The 20,889-nt window shown below is 54.5% G+C and carries 5 protein-coding genes; all 5 read right to left on the bottom strand.

Going from position 1 to position 20,889, the window contains the following annotated elements:
• Nucleotides 1-2: 2 nt before the first annotated feature.
• Nucleotides 3-1,553, bottom strand: coding sequence for an alpha/beta fold hydrolase (locus tag B2U47_RS09465; protein ID WP_296679472.1), 1,551 nt, complete (start codon nt 1,551-1,553; stop codon nt 3-5).
• Between the two features lie 155 nt (nt 1,554-1,708).
• Entirely contained in the window at nt 1,709-18,064 is a 16,356-nt protein-coding gene (locus B2U47_RS09460; RefSeq protein ID WP_296679474.1) for an IPTL-CTERM sorting domain-containing protein, read from the bottom strand.
• Between the two features lie 279 nt (nt 18,065-18,343).
• Nucleotides 18,344-19,711: an ammonium transporter gene (locus B2U47_RS09455; RefSeq protein WP_296679477.1), complete on the bottom strand. Its 1,368-nt coding sequence runs from the start codon at nt 19,709-19,711 to the stop codon at nt 18,344-18,346.
• Nucleotides 19,712-19,724: 13 nt separating this feature from the next.
• Nucleotides 19,725-20,063 (bottom strand): P-II family nitrogen regulator, encoded by a 339-nt coding sequence (gene glnK, locus B2U47_RS09450; RefSeq protein WP_296679479.1) that lies wholly within the window; start codon nt 20,061-20,063, stop codon nt 19,725-19,727.
• Between the two features lie 63 nt (nt 20,064-20,126).
• Nucleotides 20,127-20,780 carry a TorF family putative porin gene (locus tag B2U47_RS09445; RefSeq protein ID WP_296679481.1) on the bottom strand — a complete coding sequence of 218 codons (654 nt, stop codon included), beginning with the start codon at nt 20,778-20,780 and terminating at the stop codon, nt 20,127-20,129.
• Between the last annotated feature and the right edge of the window lie 109 nt (nt 20,781-20,889).

Raw genomic sequence — 20,889 nt, 5'->3', positions numbered from 1 at the left:
ATTCAGTGGGTTTGAGCTGCCAGCACTTTTTGCGCATCATCAAAGCGACAATCGGCACGTGGGCGCTTGTTCGGCTGGTTGACGAAATTGATGAACAGGTCATTGGCACAGTCCTTGTTGTCCATGACGCTGTGGGCAATATTGGCGAAGCGAAACAGGTAGGTCGTTTCGGGCACAAACTGTTGCTCTGCCGCTTTGACCGCCCAGTGACTCGGAGTGATTGGGTCATCTTCGCCGGACAGGATCAGCGCGGGCGTCTCACGGGGTGTTTCCGTCAGTTTCAAGCCCTCAACCGGCTTGTCTGCTACCCACACATCACAGACATCATAATCATGCGGCAGGTAATAACGTAATTCCGGGTGGGCGTTGACCCGTGCATCCATGCGCTCACGCGAGATCACGGGATTGTCATGGCATTCCACTGACCAGAATACCGGTTCGCTGAAAGCATCATCAAACTGGTGCAGCAAATAGCTTTCAATATGCCCCATGGCCAGATCAAGGCGGTCTTCCTGCAAGTGACGGATCATGGCGGGCAAGCTCTGCAAACTGTTGCTGGCATATTGGGCATCAAACAGGATAGCCAACAGGATTTCATCATTCAGACGCAGGGTTTGCACACCCCCCGCCAAACCCAGACGGGAAACATCCACCTGTAGCGGCTCCTTGCGCAATTTGTCACGCAAGACCGCGTAACGCGCCCTTACATCACCATTTTCCAGTTGGCAACGCGGGCTGGCATCACAAGCGCGGAAAATACGCTCCAGCCCCTCTGCCAACAGGTCAGGCCAATCACGGAACAAATGTTCGCCGGGTGGATAAATGGAATCCAGGCTCAAGCTGCGCACTTGTAGCGGAAACTGCCGCTGGACTTCCAGAGCCAACCGGGTTCCGTAGGATACGCCCAGTAAATTGCCTTGGGCATAACCCAGCAATTGCAGCAGGTCGTTGACATCCCCGGCACTGCGTTCCGTGCCCAGCTCTTGCAATGGCATACCCGCAGTTAACAGACTGTCGCGGCATTGCTGACTAACACTGCGGTAACGGCTGGCGTTTTGCTCGGGTGTGCCGGGGTTTGCCAGAATACTGGCGCTCAATTCCCGGTATTCATCGCACTGGAGAGAGGGTTTGCTTAACCCCGTACCTCGCTGATCAAACAGCACCAGATCGCGTTTCATGCCCTGTTTTTGCTTGAACCAGTCCAGCCAGTAGGTTTCGATGCTTTTTTGCTCCAGCCATGAGGCAGAACCCGGCCCGCCAGATAAATAAACCAGCGGATCTGGTTGACGATCCTTGCCGGTATAACGCATGACCACTACAGGTAGCTGGAACGGGGATGCCTGATCAGGAGAGGATGGGGCAACGTGCATGAAGCCACATTGCACATCATCGTTTTTGGCGGTTTCAAACCAGCATTTTTCCGGGACAAAACGGGCTTTGTTTTCCAGAACATGGCTGGAAAAAGACGGTAATGGCTCCTGACGACCGGACATGACGCCCATCGCTGCCGCTGCAACCACACCACCCAGCAATAGCCAGATCATCCTGCGCATAAAATTTGAAAATTCCGCCCCAAAATTCATTTAATTTTATTATTTTAATGGCATTAAGCAATACCCCGGCTTAATAACGAACAATATTTACCCATAAAAAAGGGCAGGAACGTTACCGCCCCTGCCCTGTCATAGCACCGCCATGCAGCCGCCGGTTATCCCCGTTTGTGCCGGTAGCCAAAGGCCACCAGCATCATCAGGAAACTCAACAACAACAGCGCCCATTCACTCAAGGTCGGGATTTGTTCCGGTGAACCCAGTGAAATCCCGGTGCTGTCACCCGGTTGTGCTGTATCGCCATTGTCGGTTTTGACATCGGCGTATTCCGGCTTGCCATCATTATCCAAGTCCCAGTTGGAAGTCGCTTGGTTTTCGATGGTTTGCTGCTCACCGACCTTGCTCAACATGCTGTAGAAGCGGATCACGACTTCATTCGCTGCCTCATTTTCGGTGGTCTGCCCCAGATCAGCACCGATTGCACCTTTCCAGTAGACCCGACCTCGCGGGAATTCTGCTGTTGGTGCTTCGTAGCGGCAAATATCGGTATGTGATGTGCCACGTGCTTCACAGTAAACCCCGTCAGCACTGACATTCGCCCCAGCTTGCATAGCGGCATAGCGAGTGCCTTCTGGTACACCGTCGAAGATTTCCACACCTGCAACCGTATCGCTGCTGCTGTTGATCCAGACCATTTGCCACAACATCACGTGTTCGCCGGTTGCCGTGACCGTCTTGAGGGCGGTTGGCGGGTCAAACACAAAGCGGACATTCACCGAACTCTGGCTACTGGCATCCAGCGAGCCACCCAGGAGCGTACCGTCTGGCTGTGCCGGTTTCGCACTGACACTGGCTTTATTGACGATACCGGCAGTAATGACATGCTCGTAATAGTAACGGATACGGGCATTAGCATCCTTGCTCAGCGGAGTCAGCAGAGTGGGCACGCTACCCAACGGTTTGAGCTTGTCAGCCGTCAGACCGAGGGTTTCATCCAGCAACGCCACTTGTGCCAACCAGTTGTCGCCAGTATTGGTGATCTCGAAACAGTAGGTGACGTTTTCACGCTTGTCCTTGTCGAGGTCTACCAGCGTCAGCTCGGTTTTTGCCTGTTCCGTACCGCACTTCGCCCCAGCGTCATGCCCCTGATAGGCGGTTTTCTGCAAGCGGATAGCACTGCTCAGTTGCGCATCAAGGAAGTTCAGCCCGGTACAAGTGGTTTTGCCATCCGGCAAGCGGCACACGCTGCTACCATCGACCACATCGACGACGACCGGAATGCGGTTATCATTCGGCATTGCCAGATCAGCCGTGGAAACATGCCCCGGTTTGTCGGTGGCAATTACCACCCAGTTACCGGCAAGCACATCAGTAAACACGTAACGCCCGGTTTCGTCGGTCAGGACACTGCCAACGCTTGCACCGTCATCCGGGTTGCCATCGCCATTCGGGTCACTGAACAATTCCACCGTGATGCCTGCCAAACCGTTATCCGGGTCAGCCAGATCGCCGTCATTGTCAGCATCCAGCAACACCTGACCACTCAGGCTGCCTTGCGGCTTGGCGTCAAGGAACAACGGTTTGGTCGGCACTTGCCCGGAAACCAGCGTGACCGGCACACGGTTGTCGTTAGCGCCTGCGCTGTCAGCAGTGGACTCGTAGTTGGCAGGGTCGGTTTCCACTACCACGTATTGCCCCGGCGGAACACCTGCAAAGGTGAAGCTGCCGCTGCTGTCAGTGGTAACGGTTTCGACTGCCACGCCATCTGCCGGATCGCCATCGCCGTTCGGGTCAGTGAACAGAGCAACAGTTACCGTCGGCAAACCGCTTTCCTGCGCATCTTCCACACCGTTGTGGTTACGGTCATCCACCACTTTGCCACTCAGCACCACGTAGGATGCGGGATCATAGTCAAGGAAGTTGACATCCTGCACCGTGGCATTGCTGGCAACCGTTACCTGCACCTGATCGTGACTGATGACTGTACCATCGCCCGTGCCTGCACTGCTGCCGGTTGACACATAGCCTTGCGGCTGGGTTTCAGTCAGCGTGTAAGTACCCGGCGGCACCAGGAACTGGTAGCTACCATCGGCTGCCGATACAGTGCTCAGGCTAACCGGATTGCCGAAGCTATCCGTACCACTGAGTGTCAGCGTGACATTGGCAATAACGCCATCAGCAGGTTCAACCGTGCCGTTTGCCCACAGGTCATTCACCACTTTGCCACTGATGGTGGCTGGCAAAATGCCTGCGTCCAGCGTCAGGTTGGTTGTGCCGGATGTAAACACTGCCAGCGGCGTTACCCCCATGCTGTTCACATCGGAATCACGCTCGGCATCACCACCCAGCCCTGCTGTGGTAAAGACGCTATCCATCGCAATGATTTGTACGCTGTAGCTACCTGCCGGAACGCTGAACTGGTACTTACCGGAAGCATCGGTTGCAGTGCTTGCCACCTTGTTATCAGCTTTGTCCAGCAGCAGAACGGCGACGTTTGCCAGTGGCATTTCACCTGCATCCTGTACGCCGTTCTTATTGGCATCCAACCACACGTAATCACCGATTTTGGCTGGCAAAATACCGGCATCCACCGTTTGATTGCCCGGTGCGCCTGATGCTACCACTGCCGTTGCCTTGCCGGTTGCCGGGTCAGCATCGGAATCAATCGCATCGTCGTCACCCTGATTGCCCACGGTCAGCTTCATGTCATCGGTCAGCACGAACTGTACGGTGTAAGTCCCCGGTATGACATCGCGGAAGGCATAGAAACCGGAAGCATCCGTGGTGGTCAGCGCAACATCCTTGCCGTTGCTGTCCATCAGCTTGACGGTTACACCTGCCACACCCGGTTCGCCTGCATCCTGCACACCGTTTTCATTCAGGTCTACCCACACGCGGTCGCCCAATGCACCTGGCTGAATACCGGCATCCACATCCTGCACTACCTTGCTGGAAGTCACACTAAACAGCGGTGAACGCCCGGTTTCAGGGTCAGCATCGGAGTCGCGGGTATCGTCTTCACCCTGATTCGCCGCCACCAGTTTCATATTGTCCGGGGTCACGAATTCGAGTTGATACTCACCCGGCAAGACACCGACGAAGCTGTAGATACCGTCCACGCCCGTGGTGGTGGTCATGACCAGTTTGCCATCCTTATCCAGCAAATTGACCACGACGCCCACTGCACCGGGTTCAGGATACATGCCATCGTCGATACCATTGCTGCTGTTGTGGTCGATCCACACCCGTCCAGTGACACTGGCTGGTAATAGACCCGCATCCACAGCCGGGTTATGCAAGCCGGACTGCACCACCGCTGGCATCCGCCCGTTGGCGTTGGCATCGCTATCCATTGCGTCATCAGTACCCGCATCGGTCTGGGTCAGAACGAAACCATCCAGATTGTCGATTTGCGCGAAATACTGACCCGGCAGTAAGTTATCAAAGCGGTATTCACCGTTGACATCCGACACCACGCGGTAAGGCTGTTCAGGGTTCAGCGGATTCATGACCGGCTTGCCAGCATTATCCAGCAAAGCCAGCGTGACATCACGGATACCCGGTTCGCCCGCATCCTGCTTGCCGTTGCCATTCAGATCCAGCCACACGCGGTCGCCGAAGCTGCCAACCTCATAGAAGCCGCCGTTCTTGTCGTCGTTATCACCGGATTCCGCAGTGACCGGCATACGGCGGTCTGCCAAAACCCCACTATTGATGCTGGGGTCATCACCTTGGTTAGGTGGTACTGGCAGGTAACTCACAGGCGGAGTCACCACCACCACGTAAGTACCCGGCATCAGACCATTAAAGCCATAATCGCCACCGGTATCGCTGGTAGTTGTACCAACCTGAGTGCCATCGGACGGATCGCCGTCACCATTCGGATCCGTGAACAAGCTCACAGGAATCTCCACCAACGGAGGCTCACCTTGTGTCAGCAAACCGTCACCGTTGTGGTCTTCCCACAGTGAACCACTGATCATGGCTGGGCGTACCCCGGCATCGACATCGCGGTTATGTTCCCCGGCAGTCAAGGTGACAGTCACCTGACGGCTGAGGATTTCCGGGTCGGAATCCAGCGCTTCATTGCCACCCTGATTTGGCAAGGTCAAACGCATACCCAGCGGCAACTGGTATTCCAGCGTGTACACACCCGGTGGCAATGCAGTAAACAGGTAGTTACCGGAAGCATCGGTGGTCGTGGCCAGGCTGACCGCATTACCGGCGCTATCCTTGCCTGACAGTAGCACATTGATACCGCTCAGTACTGGCTCAGAACCATCCTGCAAGGAATCGTTGTTCCGATCCAGCCACACCAGATCACCCAACGAACCCAGCACACTGGCGTAGAGGAAATCCTGATCCGTCACCGCAATACCCGACATAACCGTTACCGCGACTTCGCCATCCTGACCGCCATCCACATCGCCACTGGGGGCATACAGGTTCGGGTCAGTGGAACTGATCACGTAATTGCCCGGTGGCACAGCCGTGAAGGTGTATTCGCCCTGATCATTGGTCGTGGTGGTTTGCACTGGTTTGCCATCCAGCAGCAAGGTGACAGTTACACCCGCCATGCCTTGGTCAGCATCATCCAGATCGCCATCACGGTCAGTGTCTTCGCGTACCTGCCCGCTAATGTTGACTGGTAGGGTATCAAGGAAATCCTGACCCGGTTTGTCATCGCCCGACTGCAAACTCACGCTGATGCTATTGTCGTTTGCGCCGTCCACATCAGCGGTCGAAATCCAGCCATTACGGTCGGTTTCACGCACGCTGTAAGTACCCGGTTTGAGGTTGGCAAACTCGTAGTGACCATTGGCATCGGTCATGGCGGTAGCGACTTGCGTTTCTTCCAGCCACAAACCAACACTGATGCTGGCAATACCACTGTCCGCATCGGTCAGCACACCATTACCATTGCTATCATCACGCACCTGACCACTCAGACGTGCTGGCATGTAGTCAAGGAAGTCATTGTTGGCAGACACCTGACCGCTGCTCACGGTAACACTGAGGCTATCCTTGTCCACCACCGTGCTGCCTTGTGTTCCGGCTTCGCTGCCTGTCGACACGGCATCCGACGGATTGGTTTCCGTAATCGTATAAGTACCCGGCGGTACGGCAATGCTATAATTACCGGCTGCATCGGTGGTGGTTTCCAGTGTGACCGGGTTGCCGAACGCATCCGTACCCGTAATCGTTACAACCACACCCGCCACTGGCTTGTCATCGTCGTTTTGCACACCGTTGGCATTACGGTCATCCAGCACCGTACCGCTGACGGTAGCAGGCACAATGCCCGCATCCACCGTCTGGTTGCCTACATTGGAAACCACAGTAACAGCCACTTTACCGGCAGCATCGACATCAGAATCCAGCTCATCGTCACTGCCCTTATCGGTCGCGGTAAATTGCCCCCCTTCCGGCAATACGAATTGCACGCTGTAATCCCCCGGCAATACCCCGGTGAAGTTGTAGAAGCCGGTCGCATCGGTGACTTGCGTTGCCACCGTGTTGCCACTGCCATCCAGCAAATTCACTGTAATCTTGCCAATGCCCGGTTCACCGGCATCTTGCAGACCGTTATTGTTCTGATCCAACCAAACGTGATCGCCGAGTTCACCCGGTTGAATACCGGCATCGACATCCGTCACGCTCGCTGACGAATTCAGCACAAAGCTGGGGCTGCGTCCGTTTGCCACTTGCACATCGGAATCGCGGGTATCATCGCTGCCCTTGTCAGGCGTGACGAATACCATATTGGCAGGCTGCACCGTTTCGATCAGGTATTCACCCGGCAAGATGCCCGTGAAGTTGTACTGACCTTCAGCACCCGTGGTCGTGGTGGCAACCACTTCACCGGTTTTGGCATTCAGCAGGTTGACCTTCACACCCGGCACGCCGGTTTCGGTGTCATCCAGACCATTGGCGTTACGGTCAATCCACACCCGACCACTGACAGCGGCTGGCAGAATCCCCGCATCCACCGTGTCGATGGTTTGACCGGAAGCCAGCGTCACAGGCGCAACGCCGCTGGTATCCGCATCCGAATCCAGTGCCGTATCCGTCCCCTGCTTCGCTTGGGTAAAGGCAATGCCTTCCGGTGCAACAAACTTCACGCTGTAAGGCGCAGGCACAACGTCCTTGAACTGGTACATGCCGGTTGCATCCGTGGTGGTGGTTGCCACCACTGCCCCGGCGCTATCCAGCAATTGCACCGTCATGCCAGTAATGGCTGGTTCACCCGCATCCTGCAAACCGTTCTGGTTGGCATCCAGCCACACGTAGTCACCGAGTGTGCCCAGCTTGTAGAAACCGGCATCCACCGCCGTGGTATCTGCTGTCAGGCTGATCTCCACCACACCTTGCGCATTGGCGTCGGAATCCAGCGCCGCATCGCTGCCTTGTTTGGCAGGGCTGCGCTGATAACCGTCCGGCTGGCTAAAGGTCACGAGGTAATCCAGTGGCAGCAGCTTGCTGAACAGGTACGCACCCGTGCCATCGGTCAGCACGGCTTTCACCTGCTCATCCGCATCAGGGATACCGTTGTTGTTGGTATCGCGGTACAGCGCCACCATCACCCCTGCCAGACCCGGTTCATCCGCGTCTTGCACACCGTTGGCATTCAGGTCGTGCCATACCTTGTCGCCCAGCGATACCAGCGTGACATAACCAAAGTCCAGACCACTGGTTTCTTGTGCCGGTTTCACCACGGCAACAGTCTGGTGATCTTTCACCCCATCCGGGTCGCCGGTTTGCTGCGAACCCGCAGGCAGGCTGGCAGGGTCAATTTTCAACGTATACGTACCCGGTGGCAGGTCAGCAGCGCTGTAGACACCTTGCTCATTGGTCGTCAGGGTTGCCACCGGATTGCCGCTGCTATCCAGCACCGTGACCTTTACGCCAGCCAGCACAGGTTCGCCAACATCACGCACGCCGTCGGTATCGGTATCAGTCCACACCACCCCGCTGAGGCTACCTTTCTGCTTGCTGTCGAGGAAATCATTCCCGGTGCTGTGTTGCGCTGAAGCCAGCGTGACGGCTACACGGTTGTCGTTTGCACCCTCAATGTCTGCGGTGGAATCCCACAGTGCCAAATCGGTTTCAACCACGACGTAGTTACCCGGTTTCAGGTTGGGGAACAGGTAGTTGCCGTCGCTGTCAGTAGCGGTTCTTGCCACCTCAATATCATTCAGCGTTAGGATGATAGTGACACCCGGAATGCCGATTTCGACATCAGCCAATGCGCCGTCGTAATCCACGTCATCGCGTACCTGACCGGCAATGCTGCCGATACGGTAATCGAAGAAGTCGTTGCGTTCGGAGATACTGCCACCAGCAACAGGGGTCATGACTTCATCCATACCGACCACACTTGCGCCCGCTACCGAACCGGCTTTGCTGCCGCTGGAGAAGTAATCCGCTGGGTTGGTTTCCTTGAGGGTGTATTGACCCGCTGGCACAGTGAAGCTGTACAAACCATTGGCATCAGTGGTGGTGTTTTGGGTGATTTCGACACCGAAGGCATCTTTGCCGGTCAGAGTCACAGTCACGCCTACGATCACCAGTTCGCCGCTGTCTTGCACGCCGTTGGCATTGGCGTCTTCGATCACGTAACCGGAGACAGTCGCTGGGGCTAAGCCCAGATCCAGCGTGACATTTGCCGCACCGGATGCCAGCGTGACGGTGGGTGTCATCAGGGTGGCAGGGTCAGCGTCGGAATCGGCTGCATCGTCAGCGCCTTGATCTGCCTTGGTCGCTGCCACACCGGTTGGCAAGCTAAAGCCCACACGGTACTCACCCGGCAATACCATGAACTGATAGTTGCCGTCTTGATCCGTGGTGGTAGTAATGGCGTTACCACCCACATCCAGCATTGGCTTGCCATCCTTGTCGAGCAGGTTGACAATCAGACCGGCAACCGCTGGTTCTGCCGCATCTTGCTTGCCATCGCCATTCAGGTCTTGCCAGACGTAATCGCCGAGTTTAGCAGGGACAATCCCTGCGTCCACGGTTTGGTTGCCGACACCGGAAACGATGGTGACTACCACTTTGCCATCGGCTGCCGGGTCAGAGTCGAGTGTGTCGTCACTGCCTTGGTTGGCTGTTACCAGCGTCATTCCGGCTGGAACAACGAATTGCACCGTGTACTCACCCGGCAATACCGCCGCGAAGTTGTAGAAACCCGTCGCATCAGTGGTTTGGGTGGCAACGATTGCACCGCTGCCATCCAGCAGGTTGACGGTGACGTTGGCAATGCCCGGTTCACCGCTGTCTTGCAAGCCATTGCCGTTGCTGTCCAACCACACGCGATCACCCAATGCGCCCGGTTCAATACCCGCGTCCACATCGGTAATGCTGTCGCCGGATTTGACGGTGAAGGTATGACTCTTGCCATCTTCCACATTGACATCGCTGTCTTTGCTGTCATCACCACCTTGGTCTTGCTTGACGAAGCCCATATTGGCAGGTTCGATGATTTGCACCTGATAGTCGCCCGGCAATACGCCCGTGAATTGGTAAATACCATCTGCACCGGTGGTAGTGGTCGCCACCACTTTGCCAGTTTTCACGTCAATCAGGTTGATGCCGACACCCACAACACCGTCTTCAGTACTGGTAATGTCATCATCCTGCACATGCGGGGTCTGATTATCGCCCCACACACGTCCGCTGATAGCCGCAGGCATAATCCCGGCATCAATGCCAAGTTGTGTTTCGGCGGAAATTAGCGTTACGCCTGCCACGCCGTTGCTATCGGCATCGGAATCCAGTGTTGTATCAGCACCTTGCTTGGCAGTAGTGAAACTCATCCCGGTTGGGGCGACAAACTTGACGCTGTAAGCAGCCGGAGTCAGGTCGCTGAACAGGTAGTTGCCAGTGCTGTCCGTGGTGGTAGTTGCCAGGATTTTGCCAGTGCTATCTAGCAATTGCACTTCCACACCTGCCATGAATGGCTCAGCGGCATCTTGTACGCCATTGCTATTGGCATCCAGCCACACGTAATCACCGAGTTTTGCCAATTGGTAGAAACCAGCATCAATGGTAGCAGTCGCACCGGTTTTCAGACTGACGGCTACTTGCCCATCAGCATCCGTATCGGAATCTTTGCCATCATCCGCGCCCTGATTGGACGGGCTGCGCAGATAGCCATTCGGCAGGGTGAATTTCACCAGATAGTCCAGCGGTAACAGGTCAGCGAACAGGTAAGCACCGCTTGCTGGTGTCACCACGGATTTGAGTTGCTCATCCGGCTCTGCCACCCCGTTGCCATTGGCATCACGGTACAGCAGCACGGTGACACCAGCCAAACCGGGTTCGCTGTCTTCCTGAATACCGTTGGCATTCAGGTCATGCCATACGCGGTCGCCAAGGAAAACTTTGCCGACATAACCAAAGTCCAGCCCACTGGTGTCTTGTGCCGGTTTAACCTCGGCAACGGTTTGATGATCCAGTACAGCGTCAGGATCGCCAGTTTGCTGTGTGCCTGCGGGCAAGGTTGCCGGATCAATCTGCACGGTGTAGTTGCCGGGTGGCAAATCAGCCGCTGCATAAGCACCGGTATTGTCCGTGGTCAAAGTGGCAACGACTGTACCCTTGCTGTCCAGCACCTTCACCGTCACGCCCGGAATGCCGTTCTCACCCGCATCACGCACGCCATCGGTATCGGTATCAGTCCACACCACCCCGCTGAGGCTACCTTTCTGTTGGCTATCAAGGAAATCATTCCCGGTGCTGTGTTGCGCCGAAGCCAAGGCTACCGCCACACGGTTGTCGTTTGCGCCCTCGCTGTCTGCGGTGGAATCCCACAGTGCCAGATCGTTTTCAACCACCACGTAGTTACCCGGTTTCAGGTTGGGGAACAGGTAGTTGCCGTCGCTGTCAGTAGCGGTTCTTGCCACTTCGACATCATCACGCAACAGGATGATGGTGACACCCGGAATGCCGGTTTCCACATCAGCCAATGCGCCGTCGTAATCCACGTCATCGCGTACCTGACCGGCAATGCTGCCGATTCGGTAGTCGAAAAAGTCGTTGCGTTCGGAAGTGCTGCCGCCCGGTGCAGGGGTGGTGACAATATCCGCATCCACTACCGCAGCACCCGCTGCCGAACCGGCTTTGCTTCCACTGGAGAGGTAAGTCGCCGGGTTGGTTTCGGTCACGGTATACGTACCCACCGGGACGCTGAAGCTGTAGAAACCATCCGCATTGGTGGTTGCCGTCGCTGTCAGCGGATTGCCGAATACATCATTGCCCACCAGTGTCAGGCTGACACCGACAATACCGGGTTCAGCCGCATCGTGTACGCCATTGGCATTGCGGTCTTCCAACACATAACCAGACACGCTGGAGACGCTCAACCCGGCATCCAGCGTAGTGTTCACATCGCCAGACAACAGTTTGACCACCGGGGTCAGACCGGTTGCCAGATCTGCATCCGAATCGGCGGCATCATTGCTGCCCTGATCCAGCTTGCTGAAGGTTGCTCCGGCTGGCAAAACAAAACCAACCTGGTATTCGCCCGGCAATACCACAAATTCGTACTTGCCCTGAGCATCGGTAATGGCAGTCATGGCATTGCCACCGGCATCCAGCACTGGCTTGCCGTCTTTATCCCGCAAGTTGACAGTCATGCCCACTACCGCTGGTTCAGAAGCGCCTTGTGTACCATCACCATCCTGATCCCACCAGACGAAATCGCCAAGTTTGGCAGGCACAATCCCCGCATCCACGGTTTGGTTGCCCACGCCGGAAACGACGGTTACGGCAATCTTGCCATCCACACCGGGGTCGGAATCAATGGTGTCATTGCTACCCACATTGGCTGTGACCAGCGTCATGCCAGCCGGTGGTAAGAATTGCACGCTGTAATTGCCCGGCAGTACTGCCGCAAAATTGTAGAAGCCGGTGGCATCGGTGGTTTGGGTAGCCACAACCGTGCCACTTCCATCCAGCAAGTTCACCGTCACATTGGCAACGCCCGGCTCACCACTGTCTTGCAGGTTGTTGCCATTCAAATCCAGCCAAACGTGATCACCCAATGCGCCCGGCTCAATACCGGCATCCACATCAATAATCGCATCGCCGGATTTGACATCAAACGCATGGCTCTTACCGTCAGCGACTGCCACATCGCTGTCTTTGGTATCGTCGCCGCCCTGATCTTGCTTGACGAAGCCCATTTCAGCCGGTTCGATCACCTGTACCTGATAATTGCCCGGCAATACCCCAGTAAAGTTATACAAACCGTCTGCGCCAGTCGTGGTTGTCGCAAAAACCGCACCGGTTTTGGTGTCGATCAGGTTAATGCTGACCCCAACCACACCGTTTTCTGCCGCCAGACCATCGTCTTGTGCATTCGGGGTGTTGTTGTCGATCCAGACCCGCCCGGCGACGGAAGCAGGGCGTACCCCGGCATCCAGCGTCAGGTTATTGTCACCGGATTTCAGAGTAGCACTGGCAATGCCATCGCTTGCCACATCGCTGTCTTTGGCATCATCCGCACCCTGATTCTGGCTGGTGAAACTCATACCCGCTGGCAACGCAAACGTCACGCTGTAGTTGCCCGGATACAGGTTTTCAAACAGGTAATTGCCCAGTGCATCGGTGGCTTTGCTGCTGGCAGTAATCGCCGTGCCATCGCCGCGTGTACCCGTCAGAGTGACATTGACACCCGCGACACCGGTTTCCGCTGCATCTTGCATACCGTCGCCATTGGCATCAAACCACACCGTGTCACCGAGGCTGGCAGCCTTGTACAAACCGGCATCCATATCGCGCAGGTTCGCCCCGCCTGCCAACGTAAACGCGGCAGTACGCCCGCTTGCCACATCCACATCGGAATCCTTGCTATTGTCAGCACCCTTGTCGGCACTGACGAACCCGGCGTAGGCTTCCGGTTTGGCAAATTCCAGCAGGTAATCACCCGGTGTCAGGTTGCTGAACAGGTATTTGCCGGTGGCATCGGTGCTGGTTGTCCCCATCACGGTTGCGCCGGTTTTATCCAGCAAGCGCACCGTAACACCGGCAATGCCCGCTTCACCGTCATCCTGAATGCCGTTGCCATTCAGATCATCCCAAACGAAATCACCCACACTGGCGAAATTGACGAAGCCAAAATCGGCATCCGCATACACTTGCCCTTCCGTCAGGGTCACGCTGTGCGGGTCGTTGTTCGTGGTCAGGGTGTAACCAATCAAATCCGCGTCAGCCGTATCAATATCGACTTTGTAAATACCCGGCATCAGACCAGTGAACAGATACGCGCCATTGGCATCAGTTTGCGTGGTTGCCAACGTCGTACCCACACTGTTTTGCAGCACAATGGTGACATTGGCAAGGTTAGTGGTTTCGGTCGGGTCTTGTTTGCCATCACCATTGGCATCCAACCACACGCGGTCGCCAATGCTGGCGGCTTTGTACAAACCGGCATCCACATCGGGGTTTTCCATGCCAAAACCCAGCGTAATCAAAGCACTGCGTCCTGTCGCCACGGCTACATCACTGTCGCTGGTATCATCCGCGCCCTGATCTTGCGGTGAATGGGTGTAACCCGCTGGTTTCACCACTTCCACGTAATAGCTGCCTGCTGCCAGATTGCTGAACTGGTATTTACCGGCGGCATCAGTGCGCATGTTTTTCAGTTCTACGCCGTCTTTATCCAGCAACTTGACCAGCACGTTGGAAAGCCCTTGCTCACCTACGTCTTGCACACCGTTTTGGTTCACATCATTCCAGACGGTATCACCAAGGCTGGCAGGTGGTGGCACTAAACCAATGTCTAAGGTTAGGTTGGAAAAGTCATCACCGGTTGGGTCAGTAATACCACCGGCATTATCGCCCATCGGTTCGTTACCTGTTGGCACACCACCCGGTGGCGGTGGATTCGCAGACAATTCCAGCAAACCCGTGCGAACCCCATTCGCGGTCAATGTGCCGGAAACATAACCGTGCTGGTCGACGGTTTCATTCTTGTCATCCGCTTCTTTCGCCCCGTCTGGCACGACTGATGCTTGCCAGCCAAACAGCTTGCCACCGCTTTGGAACTGGCTGGCAGGAATTTTCACGTAGTATTGCCCAGAGGCCAGTGGCTCGAACAGGAAACGCCCTATCCCCACCAAACCGGTAGTGGTCGTCGCCACTTTCTTATCGGCACTGTCATACAAATCAACTGTCACACCATCGGGTGCAGGTGCATCTGTCCCCGCGTCATAGATACCGTTCTGGTTGTTGTCGGCAAACACAAAGTCACCAATGGAGTAAGCCGCGACTTGCACCGACACGTTGTTGGAGCGCAGGAATTGGTCTCCCGGCAATGAGGTCGAATCCATCGTAAAGCGGTTGGTGTACAAATCACCTGGCTTGTTAGCCTTGGCAGAATTGGGATCTACCGTATCACCCGCTTGCAAGGTAAAGGTTGATTTCATGCCCTGACGCGGATTGCCGTCACGTTCCAGCGCATAATTGGACACAAACTTTAACGCCGTGGTTTTGGAAAGGTCAGCCGGGCAACCTGCCGAGCCAAACTGCGCCTCGGTACACCAGTTGGACGTGTTGTTATCCGGGTCGTAATTCACCGTCTCAGGGGCATCAGCGGTGTAATACCAAGTACCCAATTCCGCATGAGGGTCTCCACCCCCCGGCGTTGTACCGTCTAACCAAGCAATGGTCGGTTTGCTGGTCAACACCAGTTTGCCGTGGAAATCGGAGGCAGGGGTACGCGGTGATTTCGAACTTGAACCATCACCACCACCGGACATGAACGGCAATACGTCAATCACTGTCGGCGGATTGATCGAGAACGATGCCGCAAAGTTTGACCAGGAAATGGTATGCACCTGATCATCATTCAAAGCATCCAGTGGCATATCGACTTTTTTCGACAACTGGATGGATCCAGACTGCTCCAACGTAATCGTGTGGTCATCTTGCTGGCGGGATGCTGAAAACGACACGTTATCCGCACGAATGCTTGCCCAGTTCACCACGTTGCTGTTGTTGGGCGCGAGCGAGTCGGTATCGGTACAGAAAATGCGCGGGGCAATAACGCTATTGGCCGTCACATCACCCAGATTCCACGTCAAGCGGGTATAACCGGGAGCTGCATTGCCATCCTTATCCGTGTTGTATTCGATCAGGCTTGGCGGGGTATTGTCTGCCTGTTCCAATGTACAACTGGCGCTGTAACTCGCCAGTGGCGGCAATACATCAATGATTTTGACGTTGTTGGCCACTGCCGTACTTTGGCGTGATTGTGCGGATGTATTCAGCTTCCACACGATTTGCTTACCCGCCAGCGTAGATGCCGTTTTGCCTGAAGCCGCAACCGGTGTCAGGGATTCCGAATCAATCCGTAAGGAAACCCGATTCAGGGTCACGCGGTCGCCGTCACAAGCCCCTGTTTCCGGCATGGGTATATAAGGACGCGCTCCGCCTGTCCCCGGATACCAGGTATTTGCCCATTGGTCAGACTTTACTGCACCAAAGCTGGCCAATACCGTACCGATAGGAATTTGCTGACCGTTTTGTGGCCCGCCATTGAAGGTATTACGGGCTTCCAGCGGCAAATTGAAACGAATCCATTGACCCGGCTCCAATGCATCGGCAGCCGGATTTTTCAGGCGGACACGCACCATGTTGACTTTATCAAGACCACCCGGCACAGCATTAATATCAGTAAACCAGCCACCCGGTGGTACAGCATCATCACAGCGCAATGCGGCAGATTTCGTCCAGTCACCGATGTAACGCCCACTCGCCAGGTCATAATCGTTGGTGCCGTTGTGATCGCCATCCAGCACATCATCGCCGGTTACGTCAGCATGGGCGTATTCGACCATGTATTTGGTATGGTCAAAACCTTCACCGGCATACGTACCTACATAAGCATATACCCCATCGGCACTTGCCCCAATCTTGTCACGGGTAACAGGCTTCATGGTGGAATTGTCAAATGCCATACATGCCACCGGATTGGTCAGATTCACTGACCCCGCATTGCCGTAATTGATTTTGTTATGGAAGGTTTGCCCCGGTTCGACTTCACCATCGCCAGAGTGCCAGCCGCTTTGGGTCGGTAGATAGGTATAATTCGCGCCCGAATCGGTATCACGATCAAAATAGTAATCACAGAAACTGCCCGCCGGGAAAATGGGGTAATCCGTTGGCCCCAACAAGTTGTTACTGCGCGTACCATCATCCATCAACGCACCACCAAAACCCGGTTCTTTCAAAGCACCGAAGTTGGATGTACCGGATACACCATTGGGATCAAAGCCTTCCAGTGCACTCGACACTTTAACCTGACCGTTGTTATTCCCCATCACCCCGTCTTCACCATCAATGGTGCGGAACGGAATCCAGATTTGCACGCGGTGATTCACCACATAATAAGGGCCAGCCGTCAAATCAGACCCGCCGTAAACGGTTTTAGTCGGATAACGATTGCCGGAAAGGTCAGCATCCTTAATGGTGAAACTGTAGTCAGAGGTCGGGTCAGCCGGATTACTACGGGTGTATTCGCAAGTACCCGAATCAATCACCTTGGTATTCTGTGGCTGGTCAGCATACATGGTTTCATTACCCCAAACCTCACCACCCCAACCGGATGGCTGAGGAATACATTGGGTAATGTGATATTCAAATTCCGGGTAAGGTGTTACGCCGTCCGTATGCGTTGCAGTGATGACATTATCGAATGAGAACGGCTGGGTGATAGCCTCCACCCCGGTTTTACGGGTAGCCGCTACCCGGATCATCATGTAAGTGTAATACCCCATTTCCAGACCGTTACCCACATCGCGTTTGCCGGGGTCACGGTTATACAGACCTTGGGTAGAAGAAATGGAGTGAATCAAATCGTAAGCCGGTGCTGCCGAAATCAGGATTGGCCCGACTTTCGGGCTATCATCCGGGGTGGCGTTTTCCACACCTGCTGAGTCCAGCGAGTAAATCCGCTGTTCTGAGGTATAGCTGGAATCGTTAGGGGATTTACCGGAAACCTTCACATAGACCGAAAACGACTTCTGCTGACCCTCGGTGAACTCACCCAAGTTACAAACCAGTTTACTGGAACCATCGGGGTTGGTAACGATATTGGAAACCGGTGAACTGCCACCACCACCAGCCGTAGTGCACACCACGGGAATGCGTTCAAACGCAATCACCGCGCCATCCGCCGGGGTAATGGTCTGTTCCAGAATGACATTCTTGAGGTTTTCCGCACCGGGCGCGTAATTGTTAGCCGTCACCGACCAGGAATGAGCCACCACGTCCTGATTGCGCACCACTAGGTTTGCCTCACCACAGTCCTCACCTGCTGTTTGACGATTACCCGCATCGCCCCCACAACCGTTTAAGACATTGAAAGGCGCAGTACCGTCAACCGTACCGTTATTCGGCCCAAATGGTCCCAAGTTGAGGGCAGGCGTAGCACTTGCCAAGGCAGGAAATAGCAGGAACACACACAACCACAGTATGCGCAGCCCAAGGAGGGAGGGAGGATGAGACATTGGAAACCCCTGTTCTTATCGTTCTATCAGCAAGAATCATTAGAAATTTTTATTTCGCTGGCGCGATTTTGACACAAAGCAGACGACGGAAGACATCAAAAAACCGAACAAACCCCAGTTTCCCGACAAAAGGTATAATTGGATTCCGGCAAGTCTCGCCCTACCGGCCACTATCTACTTGAATAATGTAGATGGCTTGCCTGCCATAAAAAAGAAAAAGGCGGGAAATCCCGCCTTAATATCGACCTGAAAAACCTATTATTATTTACCGCATGGCTATTACATGGAGTAAGCACGCTCACCGTGGGAAACTGTATCCAGACCTTCGCGTTCTTCGTCATGGCTGACACGCAGGCCAATGGTGTGTTTCAGCAGCAGGAACAGTACCAGACTGACCAGACCAGACCACACAACCACAGTACCTACACCCCACAACTGGTTGATGATTTGCGCACTGCTGTATTCAGCAACTGCACCGGTTGCGTAGTCGAATACACCAGAACCGCCCAGTGCAGGGTTGACCAAAATACCTGTACCGATTGCGCCGATGATACCGCCGATACCATGAACACCGAATACGTCGAGGGAGTCATCATAGCCCAGCATGTGTTTCAGACCAGTCACACCCCACAAGCACGCTGCACCGGTGATCAGACCCAGCACGATGGCTCCCATCGGGCCTGCAAAACCAGCCGCAGGCGTTACCGCAACCAGACCAGCAACCGCACCGGAAACCACACCCAACAAGGAAGGTTTACCACGCAGCAGCCACTCGGCAAACATCCACGACAAGGCAGCCGCAGCGGTAGCCACGATGGTGTTAACCATTGCCAGTACCGCAGTACCGGTTGCTTCCAGATTGGAACCAGCATTGAAACCAAACCAGCCAACCCACAGCAGGGATGCGCCAATCATGGTCATTACCAGTGAATGTGGAGGCATCGGGTCACGACCATAACCGACACGTTTGCCAACCACGATGGAACCTACCAGAGCAGCCATTGCCGCGTTGATGTGTACGACCGTACCACCGGCAAAGTCCAGCGCACCTTTGGCAAACAGGAAGCCAGCCGGAGCGTCATACGCAGACGGGCCGCCCCAGAACCAGACCATGTGAGCCATAGGCAGGTAAGAGAAGGTGAACCACAGAACACAGAAAATCAGCAGCGCAGAAAACTTGATGCGCTCAGCAAAACCACCTACGATCAGCGCGGTAGTGATAGCAGCAAAGGTCAACTGGAACACCATGAACACCATTTCATGGATCACCACACCCTTGCTAAACGTTTCAACCGTTACGCTACTATCCACCCCTGCGAGGAACATTTTGCTGAAACCGCCGATAATGCTGTTCAAGCTACCACCGTCAGTAAAGGCCAGACTGTAACCGTAGACCACCCACAGGATGGCAATGACACAGAAAATGGTGAAAACCTGTGCCAATACGGACAGCATGTTTTTCGCCCGCACCAAACCACCGTAAAACAGTGCCAGACCAGGAATGGTCATCAGAATGACCAACAGGGTGGAAACCAGCATCCAGGTAGTATCACCTTTGTCAGGTACAGGAGCCGGTTCGTCCGCGAATGCCACACCTGACAGGCTGAGCAGCAGCCCCGTCAACATCAAACCCAAACGTAAATTCATGATAAATCCCCCTTTACAGAGCTTCTTCGCCGCTTTCGCCAGTGCGGATGCGGATGACTTGCTCAACCGAACTTACAAAAATCTTGCCGTCACCGATCTTGCCGGTATTGGCTGATTTGCTGATGGCCTCGATCACCTGATCAACCTGTGATTCAGCTACCGCAGCCTCCAGTTTGATCTTGGGCAGAAAATCCACCACATACTCCGCCCCACGGTACAACTCGGTATGGCCTTTCTGCCGACCAAAACCTTTGACTTCCGTTACCGTGATACCCTTGATGCCGATGTCGCCCAAAGCGTCGCGCACATCATCGAGCTTGAATGGCTTGATAATAGCCGTAACCATTTTCATAACGTGTTTGCTCCTTTCATTTGGATACTCCGCCCCTTGCGGGCGGAGTTGGACAGGACAGGCTTAGAAGTCGAAAGATTTTTTCCAGGAAACAGAAACCAGCGGATCACTGCCTGCTTTATCGGTATCGTCTACAGCAAGCGTAAAGTCACCTGCTTTTTCAAAACTTTTAGTCAAAGAAACCTGTTGATGATTGTAATCAAGTGTGTCGTCTTTAAAGTTGTATTTACCGGCTTTCAAGCCATAACCCCAGCCACCATTCAGCTCACCGGTATAACCCAGCGCGTAGTAAAGATCACCTTTTTGACTGCCAATATCATTGTCTTCAAGAGTATAATCAATTTCCGCACCTACGCCTTTATAAGCAACTTTGCCATAGGCTTCAGAGAAGTCCCACGCACCGTCTTGTGTCGGGTAAACGTACTTGATAGCACCAACATCATAGCTCACACCATTTGCTAGTTCTTTTTTGTAACCAGCATACAAATCCACTTCTTCACCATTAGACTCAAGGCTGCTACCCCATACACCAGCGTATGCCCCGTTGTCAGCGCTATAATCAATACCACCAGAAAGTGCGCCAGAACCATTGGCTTGTTCAACACCACGCCAGATGTAATTACTGGTGACACCAAGGTTCCCGCTTACTTCAGCCATTGCAGGTACACTGATCAAAGTCCCCAAGACAGTTGCAGTCAACAGAATGCCTTTTTTCATCTCAATATCTCCTGTAAGAAAATTTTTAAATCACGTTTGGACTTTTGCAATTGGTGTGCCAACTACGCCAAAAGCCGCAAAACCGGTGAAATGGACACACTGTTGTAAA

The organism is Thiothrix sp. UBA5583 (assembly GCA_002425225.1).
Classification (GTDB): Bacteria; Pseudomonadota; Gammaproteobacteria; order Thiotrichales; family Thiotrichaceae; genus Thiothrix; species Thiothrix moscowensis.
This window is presented reverse-complemented; position numbering and strand designations above follow the sequence as displayed.

What these genes read in the sequence shown, in the direction of transcription:
- B2U47_RS09465 (WP_296679472.1), bottom strand. Translation starts at nt 1,553, where the DNA reads ATGCGCAGGATGATCTGGCTATTGCTGGGTGGTGTGGTTGCAGCGGCA.
- B2U47_RS09460 (WP_296679474.1), bottom strand. Translation starts at nt 18,064, where the DNA reads ATGTCTCATCCTCCCTCCCTCCTTGGGCTGCGCATACTGTGGTTGTGT.
- B2U47_RS09455 (WP_296679477.1), bottom strand. Translation starts at nt 19,711, where the DNA reads ATGAATTTACGTTTGGGTTTGATGTTGACGGGGCTGCTGCTCAGCCTG.
- glnK (WP_296679479.1), bottom strand. Translation starts at nt 20,063, where the DNA reads ATGAAAATGGTTACGGCTATTATCAAGCCATTCAAGCTCGATGATGTG.
- B2U47_RS09445 (WP_296679481.1), bottom strand. Translation starts at nt 20,780, where the DNA reads ATGAAAAAAGGCATTCTGTTGACTGCAACTGTCTTGGGGACTTTGATC.